Origin of the sequence: Microcystis sp. M31BS1 (genome assembly GCF_020245285.1) — a bacterium.
In the GTDB taxonomy this organism is placed as follows: Bacteria; Cyanobacteriota; Cyanobacteriia; order Cyanobacteriales; family Microcystaceae; genus Microcystis; species Microcystis panniformis.
Genome location: NZ_JADBVE010000088.1, coordinates 1 through 12451 on the forward strand (window position 1 = coordinate 1; position 12451 = coordinate 12451).

Consider the following 12451-nt stretch of genomic DNA (forward strand, 5'->3'; position numbering starts at 1 on the left):
TGGTCGAGGGAATCAACAATAAACTTAAACTAATAAAACGGAGAGGCTATGGCTTTAGAAACTTTCGGAATTTTTGGGTTAGAAGTATGTTATCTTGGCATCTTGTATGTTGATTTAGCATAAAGGGTAACGAAGAGCCACCACAAAGACAGGAAGTTAGGAATTTAACTAGGGGAGAGAAGGAAGGTGAGAGGAACCATTCAAGATAAAGCTGCGATCGCTTGTTCTAGGGCCAGGGAAATATGAGTCCAATGGGTTCCCCCCTGACAAAAAACGATATAGGGTTCCCGTAGGGGTCCATCGGCGGAGAATTCCGAGGTGCTACCATCGATAAACGTGCCACCAGCCATCACTACTTGGCTCTCATAGCCCGGCATTTGGGCAGGAATGGGATCCAAGTAGGAACCGATGGGAGAATAGGCTTGAATGGCTTTACAGAAGGCAATCAGCTTATCGGGGGAACCGAGTTTAATCGCTTGAATAATATCGCGTCGAGGCACAAAAGGAGCCGGATTGACTGGATAACCCAACTTATCGCCCACATAGGCAATTAAATGACTGCCTTTCATCGCTTCTCCCACCATTTGCGGTGCTAGAAACAATCCCTGATAAAGAAGACGATTTTGGTCAAAAGTTGCCCCTCCCTCGCTACCGATACCTGGTGCTGTCAGACGATAGCAGGCCATTTCCACTAATTCCGCTTTACCTGCTATGTATCCCCCGGCCGTGACGATTGTACCTCCGGGATTTTTAATTAGAGAACCGGCCATCAGATCTGCCCCCACGTGGGTGGGTTCTTGGGTGTTGATAAATTCTCCATAGCAATTATCGACAAAACAGACCGTATTCGGGTTTTGTTGTTTAACTATACGGACAATTCTCTCGATTTCGTCAATAGACAAACTCGATCGCCAGGAATAACCGCAGGATCTTTGAATATGTACTAAACGGGTTTGGGGTTTAACTGCTGTTGCCAAGGACAACCAATCGATCGCACCGGTAGAATCTAGCTCTAATTGCCGATAACTAACGCCAAAATCCTTTAAAGAACCTTGACCACTGCCCCTAATCCCAATTACTTCCTCTAGAGTATCGTAGGGCGCACCGGCTACCGCTAACATCTCATCCCCCGGTCGAAGAACCCCATACAAGGAACAGGCGATCGCATGGGTTCCTGAAACAAATTGTACCCGCACCGCTGCCTTTTCGGCCCCCAGGGCTTGGGCGAACACTTGATCTAAAGTATCCCGTCCCAAGTCATCATGACCATAACCACTAACACTAGCAAAATGATGCACCCCGACGCGGTTTGCACGGAAAGCGCAGAGGACTTGACGGAGATTTTCCTTGACCTGTGCGTCAATTTCCGAAAAGATGGGGAGTAAGGCCTTTTCTGCCCTGTGGAGTAGAGGGGGGATATCCATCAAACAATAGACTGTGATATTTGTTACTATTCATTAAGCGTCAAAGTTCCCCCTGTGTCAAATCGAGACAGATAAGACGATGATGCTCTGTCTCCTGTTGTTTCCCTTTGGGTTATTCAATGACTGTTGCGACTTCCGAAAAACTTCCCATTGACTGGGTGACTCTCATCTACATGGCTTTTATCCACTTAGTGGCTCTTTTAGCCTTCTTACCTAGCAATTTTAGCTGGGGTGCTGTGGGAGTGACATTGATTCTCTATTGGATTACCGGGGGTTTAGGAATTACCCTCGGTTTTCATCGTTTGGTCTCCCATCGGAGTTTTAAGACTCCCAAATGGTTAGAATACTTTCTGGTTTTGTGCGGAACCCTCGCTTGTCAGGGGGGTGCGATCGCATGGATAGGTTTACATCGTCTTCATCATAAATATTCTGATACTGCTCCCGATCCCCACGATTCTAATAAAGGTTTCTGGTGGAGTCACATGGGTTGGATGTTACACGAAATTCCTGCCGACGAAGAAATTGCCCGTTTTACCCAGGATATCGCCGACGATCCTTTCTATAAATTCTGTCAAAATTATTTTGTTCCTATCCAAATTGTTTTAGGCTTAATTCTCTATGCTATGGGTGGTTGGCCGTTTGTAATTTGGGGAATTTTTGTTCGCTTGGTCTTAGTTTTCCACTCTACTTGGTTTGTCAACAGCGCCACCCACAAATTCGGTTATGTTAGCCATGAATCCCACGATAATTCTAAAAATTGTTGGTGGGTTGCCCTCTTAACTTTCGGTGAAGGTTGGCACAATAATCACCATGCCTATCAGTATTCTGCCCGTCATGGCCTACAATGGTGGGAAGTTGACCTGACTTGGATGACCATCCGTCTGCTGCAAATTCTGGGATTAGCTACTAATATTAAGTTGCCTCCCACCACAGCAACGGCGACAGAAAGTTAGTTTTATCCAGTTGTTAAATTAAATCTAGCCGAACTTATGTTTAAGTTCGGTTATTTTTTCTCCGACTTAACCCAAATCTGACGGCTTTTCCAACGGCACAACTGAGGAATATAGGTACGGCGAATCCTCCCCCAAAAAACGAAATCATTGATAGGATAAACTTGATTATTTCCCCCTCTGTCGAACATTGACTGGGGAAAGCACAACTCATCCCAAGAGCGAAGGATAACCAACCAAAAAAGAAAAAACACAGGGGAAATAAGAGGCAAAAAACCAGACCCCCCGCTAGACAGCCTAATCCATTGGCCTTTCTATTCGATTTCTTCTCCGTCACCATCTCTATCGCTAACTTTTTCTAACCAATAGCATAAAAAGGTCAAACTATCAACTTTTTTAACAAATATTTAATATTTACTCTAATGTGCCAGAAAGACCCCAGAGAACGTATATTTAAAGCTAATCCCCAAATTATAGTAAGTTTCTAATGAAAAAAATCTCGATTTTAGGCTCTACAGGCTCGATCGGAACTCAAACTCTCGATATTGTCACCGATCATCCCGATAAGTTTCAAGTGGTGGGATTAGCCACGGGTAATAATATTCAACTACTATCGGAGCAAATTCGGCAATTTCGCCCGCAAATCGTGGCGATTAATAACGAAAGTCAACTAGAAGACCTAAAAAGCCTAATTTCCGACCTTGACTATACGCCGATTATCCTAGCAGGAAAGGAAGGAGTAATCGAAGTGGCCCGTTATGGCGATTCCGAAAGCGTCGTCACGGGAATTGTCGGTTGTGCGGGATTGCTGCCGACAATTGCCGCTATTACTGCTGGTAAAGATATTGCGCTCGCTAATAAAGAAACCCTGATTGCTGGCGGTCCAGTGGTGCTGCCTTTGGTGGAAAAACACCGAGTTAAATTATTACCTGCTGACTCGGAACATTCAGCTATTTTTCAATGTTTACAGGGAGTTCCCACCGGGGGATTAAAAAAGATTATTCTCACCGCTTCTGGGGGTGCTTTTCGGGATTTACCGGTGGAAAAATTGCCGCAAGTAACCGTAGCTGATGCCCTGAAACATCCTAACTGGTCGATGGGCAGAAAAATCACCATCGATTCGGCTACTTTGATGAATAAAGGTCTAGAAGTTATCGAAGCTCATTATTTATTTGGTGTCGATTATAATGCGATCGATATTGTTATTCATCCCCAAAGTATTATTCACTCTTTAATTGAGTTACAGGATACCTCAGTTTTAGCCCAGTTAGGCTGGCCCGATATGCGTTTACCCCTGTTATATGCTTTGTCTTGGCCTGAAAGAATTTATACGGATTGGGAACCTTTAAATTTAGTTAAAGCCGGCAGTTTAACCTTCAAAGAACCCGATCATCAAAAATATCCCTGTATGGGATTAGCCTACGCAGCCGGCCGCGCGGGTGGGGCAATGCCAGCAGTATTAAACGCAGCCAATGAACAAGCGGTAGCATTATTTTTAGAAGAAAAGATTAGTTTCTTAGATATTCCCCGGGTGATTGAAAAAGTGTGCGATCGTTTTGCGATTCATAACACTTCTACCCCTAGCCTAGATGACATTTTAGCCGCCGATAATTGGGCGCGTCAAGAGGTATCTAACTGTCTGATTACCAATCTGGTCTAGATAGTCTAGATTCTGTAGGGATGTTAACTCTAATGTCTCTACAGATATAGGATAGAAAAAACACTAATTTCGGCTATTTTTTCTAGTTAACTAGATTTATGATGATCATGACAAGGGTTGATAACCTTCAATAAACCTCTTGGCTAATTAATTTTTGAGGTTTCAAAACTGGCAAAAATAAGGATTAAATTGCCTAAAATCAGGTGCATCTTATGCCATTTTTCTAAAGTAATAGCAAAGATGGTTAATTACCCTCACCCCGAACCCCTCTCCCAGAAAGGGAGAGGGACACGAATAAAGAAAAATGGTATCACACTTACAGAAATACCGACAGTCAGCAATTATCAGTGACTCTTAAATGATTACAAATGTGTCAGCAGCTGCGTGTAAGCATCTCACCGAAAAGCTAATGCGCTCCGGGGTTTGGGTAGGGTTGATTCATGAATCAACCCTACCTTGAATCAACCCTACCTTGAATCAACCCTACCTTGAATCAACCCTAGGGGTTTGGGGGGTAGAACCCCCCAAAGGTTTGGATTGAGTGATAAAATCGGAAATGACGCTCAATTTTAGCAGGGAGTTTCCCCTTAAAAATCCCAACTCAGTAGATTTACAAAAATGAGATGCACCCATAAAATCTGTAAATAGACCATTTAATTGATTATTATTGATTCTTAATTCTCCTGACTACCGACTCCTAACAACAATTTTTTATTTTTACCAGAGGTCTAATGACCCTGAAACTTTCTCAAAAATAAGATAAAATAAACAAGATAGTGGTTATTACGTTTAATTTTCTATGGTTACAACTTCTCTATCCCTCCCCGAAATCGCCAGAGAAACCCGTCAAGCGAGTCGTCAACTGGCTATCCTGACTAACGAAGAAAGGAATGAAGCTTTAGAGGCTATTGCTGAGGCTTTGACTGCCAATGCTGATAAGATACTAGAAGCGAATATCGCCGATGTTCAAACAGCTAAGGCGATGGAATTATCCCCAGCTTTATGTGCGCGATTAGAGTTAAGTCCTGGCAAATTAAAAGCCGCTATTGCTGGGGTGCGAGATGTGGCTAAATTAGCAGATCCTTTAGCTACAATGCAAATTAACCGGGAATTAGATCAAGGTTTAATTCTGCGGAGAATAACCTGTCCTTTAGGGGTTTTAGGGGTTATTTTTGAAGCTCGTCCCGATGCTTTAATTCAAATTACCAGTTTAGCGATAAAATCTGGTAATGGCGTTATTTTAAAAGGGGGGAAAGAGGCGCTCCGTTCTTGTCAAGCTTTAGTAACAATTATTCATCAGGCATTGAGTGAAACTAAAGTTAATTCAGCGGCGGTGCAATTGTTAACAACAAGAGAAGAAATTAAGGAACTCTTAAAACTTGATCAATACATCGATTTAATTATTCCTAGAGGTTCTAACGAATTTGTGCGTTATATCCAAAATAATACCCGCATTCCCGTCCTCGGCCATGCCGATGGTATCTGTCATCTCTACATCGACAAAGAAGCCGATTTAAGCAAAGCAATTAGAATTACCGTTGATGGTAAAACCCAATATCCTGCCGCTTGTAATACCATTGAAACTTTATTGGTTCATCAAGACATCGCTAGACAATTTTTACCCGCAGTGGCCCAGGCATTAGAGGAAAAAAAGGTTAAATTATTGGGAGATGAAGCAACTCGTCAGATTATTAACGTACCATCGGCCACAGAAGAAGACTGGCAAACCGAATATAGTGATTTAATCCTGTCAATTAAAATTGTTGATAGTCTAGAATCGGCAATCGAACATATTAATTATTACGGTTCTCGACACACGGAAGCCATTGTCAGCGAAAATTTTAACACGGCCAAAACCTTTAGCGATCGAGTCGATGCCGCCGGAGTTTTTCATAATTGTTCCACCCGATTTGCCGATGGTTTCCGTTACGGTTTTGGGGCCGAAGTGGGTATCAGTACCCAAAAAATGCCCCCCCGGGGTCCTGTGGGATTAGAGGGATTAGTGACCTACAAATACCAATTAGTGGGAGATGGTCATATTGTCGCCGATTATTCCGGGGAAAATGCCCAATCTTTCACTCATAAGGATTTATAGTCGAGAAAAAAGCCGATGTTTACAGGATTAATTCAAGCCTTGGGAACAATTCGGGTCGTCGATGCCGATAGACTTTATTTGTCTGTATCCTCTGATACAATTCTCCGAGATTTAATGATTGGTGATAGTGTGGCTGTGGATGGGGTTTGTTTGACAGTTGAGGAAATTCTCTCAGAGGGTTTTCTGGCCACCGCTTCCCCGGAAACCCTACAGCGCACTACTTTGGGACGAAGAATTCACACAGAAACCAACGTTAACCTAGAAACCTCTTTGCGGGTGGGTAGTAAAATCGGCGGTCATTTTGTCACCGGTCATGTGGACGGTATTGGTTGTTTAGTCGAATCGATAATCGTGGCTAATTCGTGGGAAATGACCTTTGCTGCCCCTAGTTCCCTAGAAGAGCAGTGGAATAACTACATAGCTCGTTATATCGTCGGTAAGGGCAGTATAGCTGTTAATGGCATTAGTTTAACCGTGGCCGATTGTGATGCCTCCGGCAGCTGGTTTAAAGTGGCTGTCATCCCCCACACCTACGCCGAAACCAATCTTTCCCATTTAAAATTAGGCGATTGGGTGAATCTAGAAGGGGATATTTTAGGCAAATATGTGGAAAAATTGCTAGGAATGCGCTCTTATCACGCTCCTAGCGAGATTAGCCTAGAATTTCTGGCTGAACATGGTTATTAGTTTTCCAGAAAAAGCCTTTTCAACATATAAATTTATTGGCAATTTATCCATTAATTTTAGTTTTAAAATTGCCAACCTTCTCGCTCCATTAAACCCTGAACATTGGTACAATCGATAGAAAAGTGTTGACAGACGGTGGGGATTTTGGGAGCATTAGGCTTTAAGGCTTCTTCGGTAATTACGCAACCGTCTTTTATCTTGGCACAGGCAATAATAAATGGGTCTGCCACTGGCTTTCCTTGTAATCTGGCTTTTTGAATCACTAAATCCTTAAAGTTTCTTATAGAAAAAATTTCAGGAATAAATAAAGTTTCCTGAGCAGTGGGTGGTAAAAATATTTGTTTATTGGAGTCTATCCAATCTAAAACAAATTGTTTATTATTGCCATATTCTACTTCTTTAAGCACTTCGCGTACTGATTGTAGTTTACCTTCTGACACAATCAAATCGATTTTTTGCCAAACGGTAGGAAAACTTTTGGGAAAATAGTTTCCTAAGACCTTAAAACTACTTGTGTCAAAAATGTAAACCATCAAAACAGTCCTTTGTCTAATAAATATTGTTCAAGTTTTTCCACCGTAGCAACTTTTTTAATGTTTAGATAATCAGCAACACGCTCGATATCGTATTGGCCTTGATAGTATTTCTTGAACACAAGTTTTAGGTAATTTTCTCCCAAATATGTCGCCTGATTAGCATAGTAATCACCTCCAGATTTTTTATTTTTGTCCTGACTTTTTCCCACCTGCTCACTGTACCACTCCCTTACTTTAAGAGTATATTCTTTCTGGGAGATTAAGTTATTATCTAATAGTTTTCGTAAAACTACTTCTCGACTAACCTTATAATCACTGGAAATTTTCGAGATAATTTTATCGTTAACGTTAACTACTGTTTCTCTGATTATCTCAGAAAAAACATGATTAGGAAGCAGAAACTCCGCAGCAAATTTATTACAAAATATCTCGATATATTTATTTTCTCCTTGCAAACTATTAATATATCTATCGTCAGACTTAGTAATTCCATTAGTCTGCAAAAGAATATGTGCTAATTCATGAAAAATGGTAAATATTTGTCTAGCTTTTTCAGTGCCATTATTAAGATAGATGATCGGAAATTCAATATCTATCAAGCAAAATCCCGAAATTTCTCGCTGCTTAAAAGAACGCTTAAAAATAAAAATACCAGCTTCTTCCACGGCACTACGCCATTTTTTTAAGGCAGTTTCCCGATCATTCCAGGTCAGTTGTTCTTCTAGAGTAACGTTTAAATAATTTCTGATCTGTTCGGCTAATTTCCTTAAATCATCACTAGAACTAACCGAAATATCCTGAAAGATTTTCTTGGTACTAGGATTAATACCATTATTAATTTCCTGTAGCGACAATTGCATCGCTTTTGCTTGTCGTAAAGCATAGATAGTATCGGCGGCCAAATTTTCGATTTCAAAGTCTGGCAAAGTTCTAAATTCTTGTTTTTCCTCCGCTTCTAGGGGAGGTTCTGGGAAAAAGAATAAAGCGAGAGGACGTTTATATATTTCTGCTAACTTTTCCAATTGACTATAGGCAGGAAAGTCCTCTCCTGACTCCCATTTCTCGATAACAGAAACATCTTTTTTAAACTTGACCGCCACAGACTCAAGAGAATATCTCGCCCTTTCTCTTGCCCATTGGATTATCTTGGGATTAACGCCTGTCAGTTTCTCGCCCATTAGTCGATCTTATCATCACGAGATAGAGATTTCTAGCTTGATTTAGATCATACAGTAGTTTTATTGTACTATATAATTACCCAAAATAGAGACAATGTACCGAGTTCTGGATAGGTCAGTGAGGGATTGATAACTTTTTCCTATATAAAAAACCGGTGGAAAGCTTGACATTAGCCAAAATCCCCAGACAATGTTAAGTTAAATTAACCAATAGCCTAGGCTTGTATTTAAGGAAAACCCCTTATGGTAGCAACACCAGTTCAACAGAAATACGACATCAAAGATATTAGTTTAGCCCCCATCGGCAAACAGCGCATCGAATGGGCCGGACGGGAAATGCCCGTTTTGCGTCAATTAGCCGAACGTTACGCCATCGAAAAACCCTTTGCTGGACTGCGTTTAGTCGCTTGTTGTCACGTTACCACCGAGACCGCTAATTTAGCAATCGCACTAAAAGCCGGTGGTGCTGATGCGTTACTAATTGCTAGTAATCCCCTTTCCACCCAAGATGATGTGGCCGCTTGTTTAGTGGCTGATTACGGCATCCCCGTTTATGCAATCAAAGGGGAAGATAATGACACCTATCACCGTCACGTTCAAATCGCCCTCGATCATAAACCCCAGATTATCATCGATGATGGTTGTGATGTGGTAGCCACCCTGGTTAAAGAAAGAAGTCACCAATTACCCGACATTATCGGTACTACCGAAGAAACTACCACCGGTATCGTCCGTTTGCAAGCCATGCTCAAAGCGGGGGTATTATCCTTCCCCGCAATGAACGTTAACGACGCAGAAACCAAGCATTTCTTTGATAATCGCTACGGTACAGGTCAATCTACCCTTGATGGCATCATTCGCGCCACCAATATCCTCCTCGCCGGTAAAACCGTGGTTGTGGCTGGTTATGGTTGGTGTGGTAAAGGTGTCGCTATGCGGGCCAAAGGTTTAGGCTCTAATGTAATTGTCACCGAAATCAACGCCGTGCGCGCCATTGAAGCGGCGATGGACGGTTTCCGGGTTATGCCCATGGATGAAGCCGCTAAAGAAGGCGATATCTTCATCACTGTCACTGGTAACAAGCACGTTATCCGGGCCGAACATTTCGACCTGATGAAAGATGGGGCGATTGTTTCCAACTCCGGTCACTTTGATATTGAAATCGACCTGCAAGCTTTAGGGGCAAAAGCCGATAATGTTAAGGAAGTTCGCAACTTTACCCAACAATATAGACTAAAAAGCGGTAAATCCGTCGTTGTTATCGGTGAAGGTCGCCTAGTTAACCTGGCAGCCGCTGAAGGTCATCCTAGCGCCGTTATGGATATGAGTTTCGCTAACCAAGCGATCGGTGTAGAATACTTGGTTAAAAATCAAGGTAAATTGGCCCCCGGCATCTACTCGATTCCCTACGAATTAGACCAAGAAATCGCCCGTTTGAAACTGCAAGCCATGGGGATTGAAATCGATACTCTCACCGAAGCCCAATTAGAATATATCAACTCCTGGACTTCCGGAACCTAATATCAGTTATCAGTTATCAGTTATCAGTTTTCAGTCATCAGTTTTTTAGCCGTCAGGAGTCGGTCGTCAGGAGTCGGTCGTCAGGAGATTGCTTTGATTTATTCTTGCCACTCCCCCACTTCCCCACTCCCCCACTTCCCCACTTCCCCACTTCCCCACTTCCCCACTCCCCCACTTCCCCACTTCCCCACTTCCCCACCCCTAACACCCAACCCCCTTTTTTTACTTTTAAACTGTTTTCTAAATCATAAAAAAATATGACTGAATGGATTACAAATACAATGACTTCTATGGGCTATTTAGGCATAGCCCTATTAATGTTTTTAGAGAATCTTTTCCCTCCCATTCCCTCGGAATTAATTATGCCCCTAGCGGGTTTTACCGTCCATGAGGGACAAATGGAATTTATTCCGGCAGTGGTAGCAGGGATTGTCGGAACCGTAGTCGGAGCGCTACCTTGGTATTATCTGGGTCGGGTTGTGGATGAGGAAAAAATCGAAAAACTAGCCGATAAATACGGCAAATGGATTACCGTTTCCGCTAAAGATATTCAAAAAGCCAATCAATGGTTTAACCGTCACGGTAGTAAAGCGGTTTTACTCTGTCGTTTGGTCCCCGGAGTACGAACTTTGATTTCCCTTCCCGCCGGGATGAATCACATGGCGATGATTCCCTTTTTAGTTTACTCCACCATCGGCACGACCCTCTGGGTCGTTTTTTTAACAGCAGCAGGTTACTTTTTAGGGAAGAATTACCCCCTTGTGGAAGAATATCTGGCTCCCGTCTCAAAAATCGCCCTACTTGCCCTGGTTATCTGGTTTATCCTCTGGATTATCCGCAAACGTAACCGCCGGTACGAGTAAATGTTGATGAGAGGTGGTGCGTTACGACGGATTGTCACTGGGATTATCCGCAAACGTAACCGTCGGTATGAGTAAATGTTGATGAGAGGTGGTGCGTTACGACGGATTGTCACCTTCCAGTCAGAGCAGCAATTTTTGCCGTCTAACGCACCCTACTGGACTACGTTTTACAGCCGACAACGCTGCAGCAACGGTATCTAATCACGCCGGCTACTCAAGACGGCCGTGATCAGCAAATAGGCCAGCGTCACCCCGATACTGATTTGGAAGGAATAGGGAGCGGCGCGGTATCGATACCAACTAGAAAAAGATTCAAGAATTCTCAGGGTGAACAACACCACCCAATTTAAGGAAAGCATTAGGAGGTAAAAAAACGCCCCGACTCCCAACGACTGCACAAAACGATTTTTTAATAAATCCATAGCCCTAACCAAGTTAACTATAACTCTTGCAAATTAATTATATGTTATAATCATGGTTTAACTAATTTTCCCAAAAAAATTAGCATTACTTTTCTCCATCAATACTAAACACAAGCACGATACTGAAAATGATAGGAATTAGACCTCGACCTAATATAATCTCAAGACTAAAAGTCTTTCTAGTTAAGGAATCTACCCGAATAAAAATTATTTTAATTGCCTCATATTTTTTCAGTAAAATTGAATTAGCAACGATAGATATACATTACAGCCATTGAACTGTTTAGTTAGTACATAAACCGAAAGCAAGCTGTGACTGGGTTATAATTTTTGGAGATGTCTATTGTCGGTAATGCCTCATCCTCAGAAAAGGGAAACTCAACTGTACTAGGCATGAGCAGATGCCCCTTGGTCATCCTGAATCATCTGCATCAGAATGTTTGCAGTTGCCGTTGCGTCGTAGGGGGACAAAATTGGGTACTCTGATGCGGAGAAGATGAATTGTAGTTCAGCGTCTGGGATTTGTGTGGCTAGGACTTTAAAGAGTGATAATTTGTCTGACTGGCTCAGATTGTTGACCAGAGGAATTAACTCAGCGAGTGACATGGTTTAAACTTCTAGAGGTGCGAGAATGAACTCTTAATAAAATCTTAATTGGGGGTATTACCTGGAAAAGTTCGTCTAGAATTCCGTTGGACTGATCCAAAGGCAACCCAATACAAGAGGTCAAATGGCTATTTTCCAATATCAGATTCTTGTAGGAAAGAATGAACCTAATGCTGTGGTCTGGTTTCTGAATGGCAACCAAGTAGGAGCGGATTTGCTACAAATTCTTAATGATTTGGGCTCTCAAGGTTGGGAAGTAGTTGGTATTGGGGATCTAGGTTTTGATAGTCGCTCTGAGATTGTGCTTAAGAAAACAATCTAATCATCCTTAGGTGTTCTTCGTCCCTACTTTTTCAGCAAGCCCTATATAGGGTTTGCTGAATAATGGTAAAACCCTTTTAAAATAAAGCTTTTGACCTGTTAAAGTCCGATGTTAGTGCAAGAAAATAGGATTGGGACGTTCAAAAACCTTGCATTATCCTTCTTGTAGTACATCGCTTGGTACAAAA

At 42.2% G+C, this 12451-nt stretch carries 13 protein-coding genes; 8 read left to right on the forward strand and 5 right to left on the reverse strand.

The features are described 5' to 3' along the window. Positions 1–113 (forward strand): transposase (locus IM509_RS04875; RefSeq protein ID WP_071784045.1); only part of this gene is annotated, 113 nt, incomplete at its 5' end. A gap of 87 nt (positions 114–200) precedes the next feature. Here IM509_RS04875 and IM509_RS04880 read toward each other — a convergent pair. Continuing rightward, the gene (locus IM509_RS04880) at positions 201–1424 is read right to left on the reverse strand and encodes a methionine gamma-lyase family protein (RefSeq protein ID WP_185238048.1); all 1224 of its coding nucleotides are present in this window, start codon (positions 1422–1424) and stop codon (positions 201–203) included. Between the two features lie 119 nt (positions 1425–1543). On the opposite strand from IM509_RS04880, the gene IM509_RS04885 reads away from it, so the two are divergent. The 4 genes from IM509_RS04885 to IM509_RS04900 all read left to right on the forward strand — a co-directional run bounded on the left by IM509_RS04885 (position 1544) and on the right by IM509_RS04900 (position 6816). After that, positions 1544–2377, forward strand: a complete 834-nt coding sequence (locus IM509_RS04885; RefSeq protein ID WP_052276655.1) for an acyl-CoA desaturase — start codon at positions 1544–1546, stop codon at positions 2375–2377. Between the two features lie 484 nt (positions 2378–2861). Further along, on the forward strand, positions 2862–4034 hold the full coding sequence (gene dxr / locus IM509_RS04890; RefSeq protein WP_052276653.1) for a 1-deoxy-D-xylulose-5-phosphate reductoisomerase: 1173 nt from the start codon (positions 2862–2864) through the stop codon (positions 4032–4034). 799 nt (positions 4035–4833) lie between these two features. Next, complete coding sequence (gene proA, locus IM509_RS04895; protein ID WP_185238049.1) at positions 4834–6129, forward strand: glutamate-5-semialdehyde dehydrogenase; 1296 nt, start codon at positions 4834–4836, stop codon at positions 6127–6129. Positions 6130–6144: 15 nt separating this feature from the next. Continuing rightward, positions 6145–6816 (forward strand): riboflavin synthase, encoded by a 672-nt coding sequence (locus IM509_RS04900; RefSeq protein WP_052276651.1) that lies wholly within the window; start codon positions 6145–6147, stop codon positions 6814–6816. Positions 6817–6878: 62 nt separating this feature from the next. On the opposite strand, the gene IM509_RS04905 is transcribed toward IM509_RS04900, so the two are convergent. Next, positions 6879–7349 carry a PIN domain-containing protein gene (locus IM509_RS04905; protein ID WP_072925777.1) on the reverse strand — a complete coding sequence of 157 codons (471 nt, stop codon included), beginning with the start codon at positions 7347–7349 and terminating at the stop codon, positions 6879–6881. Next, on the reverse strand, positions 7349–8530 hold the full coding sequence (locus IM509_RS04910) for an ImmA/IrrE family metallo-endopeptidase (RefSeq protein WP_185238050.1): 1182 nt from the start codon (positions 8528–8530) through the stop codon (positions 7349–7351). Before IM509_RS04910 ends, IM509_RS04905 begins: the two co-directional genes overlap by 1 nt. A 243-nt stretch (positions 8531–8773) precedes the next feature. On the opposite strand from IM509_RS04910, the gene ahcY reads away from it, so the two are divergent. Continuing rightward, positions 8774–10051 (forward strand): adenosylhomocysteinase, encoded by a 1278-nt coding sequence (ahcY, locus tag IM509_RS04915; RefSeq protein ID WP_002732258.1) that lies wholly within the window; start codon positions 8774–8776, stop codon positions 10049–10051. A gap of 257 nt (positions 10052–10308) precedes the next feature. Continuing rightward, a complete protein-coding gene (locus tag IM509_RS04920) occupies positions 10309–10914 on the forward strand; it encodes a DedA family protein (RefSeq protein ID WP_045360674.1) in 606 nt (201 codons plus the stop codon). A 197-nt stretch (positions 10915–11111) separates the two neighbouring features. Here the strand turns inward: IM509_RS04920 and IM509_RS04925 are convergent, their stop codons facing one another. Both IM509_RS04925 and IM509_RS04930 read right to left on the reverse strand, forming a co-directional pair. Further along, the gene (locus IM509_RS04925) at positions 11112–11336 is read right to left on the reverse strand and encodes a hypothetical protein (RefSeq protein WP_002763361.1); all 225 of its coding nucleotides are present in this window, start codon (positions 11334–11336) and stop codon (positions 11112–11114) included. Between the two features lie 387 nt (positions 11337–11723). After that, positions 11724–11942, reverse strand: coding sequence for a hypothetical protein (locus IM509_RS04930; RefSeq protein WP_043999501.1), 219 nt, complete (start codon positions 11940–11942; stop codon positions 11724–11726). A 124-nt stretch (positions 11943–12066) separates the two neighbouring features. On the opposite strand from IM509_RS04930, the gene IM509_RS04935 reads away from it, so the two are divergent. Next, positions 12067–12264 carry a hypothetical protein gene (locus tag IM509_RS04935; protein ID WP_002740312.1) on the forward strand — a complete coding sequence of 66 codons (198 nt, stop codon included), beginning with the start codon at positions 12067–12069 and terminating at the stop codon, positions 12262–12264. Positions 12265–12451: the final 187 nt, after the last annotated feature.

Excerpts from the sequence above, each read along its gene's own strand:
- IM509_RS04880 (WP_185238048.1), bottom strand. The coding sequence starts at position 1,424 with ATGGATATCCCCCCTCTACTCCACAGGGCAGAAAAGGCCTTACTCCCC.
- IM509_RS04885 (WP_052276655.1), top strand. The coding sequence starts at position 1,544 with ATGACTGTTGCGACTTCCGAAAAACTTCCCATTGACTGGGTGACTCTC.
- dxr (WP_052276653.1), top strand. The coding sequence starts at position 2,862 with ATGAAAAAAATCTCGATTTTAGGCTCTACAGGCTCGATCGGAACTCAA.
- proA (WP_185238049.1), top strand. The coding sequence starts at position 4,834 with ATGGTTACAACTTCTCTATCCCTCCCCGAAATCGCCAGAGAAACCCGT.
- IM509_RS04900 (WP_052276651.1), top strand. The coding sequence starts at position 6,145 with ATGTTTACAGGATTAATTCAAGCCTTGGGAACAATTCGGGTCGTCGAT.
- IM509_RS04905 (WP_072925777.1), bottom strand. The coding sequence starts at position 7,349 with ATGGTTTACATTTTTGACACAAGTAGTTTTAAGGTCTTAGGAAACTAT.
- IM509_RS04910 (WP_185238050.1), bottom strand. The coding sequence starts at position 8,530 with ATGGGCGAGAAACTGACAGGCGTTAATCCCAAGATAATCCAATGGGCA.
- ahcY (WP_002732258.1), top strand. The coding sequence starts at position 8,774 with ATGGTAGCAACACCAGTTCAACAGAAATACGACATCAAAGATATTAGT.
- IM509_RS04920 (WP_045360674.1), top strand. The coding sequence starts at position 10,309 with ATGACTGAATGGATTACAAATACAATGACTTCTATGGGCTATTTAGGC.
- IM509_RS04925 (WP_002763361.1), bottom strand. The coding sequence starts at position 11,336 with ATGGATTTATTAAAAAATCGTTTTGTGCAGTCGTTGGGAGTCGGGGCG.
- IM509_RS04930 (WP_043999501.1), bottom strand. The coding sequence starts at position 11,942 with ATGTCACTCGCTGAGTTAATTCCTCTGGTCAACAATCTGAGCCAGTCA.
- IM509_RS04935 (WP_002740312.1), top strand. The coding sequence starts at position 12,067 with ATGGCTATTTTCCAATATCAGATTCTTGTAGGAAAGAATGAACCTAAT.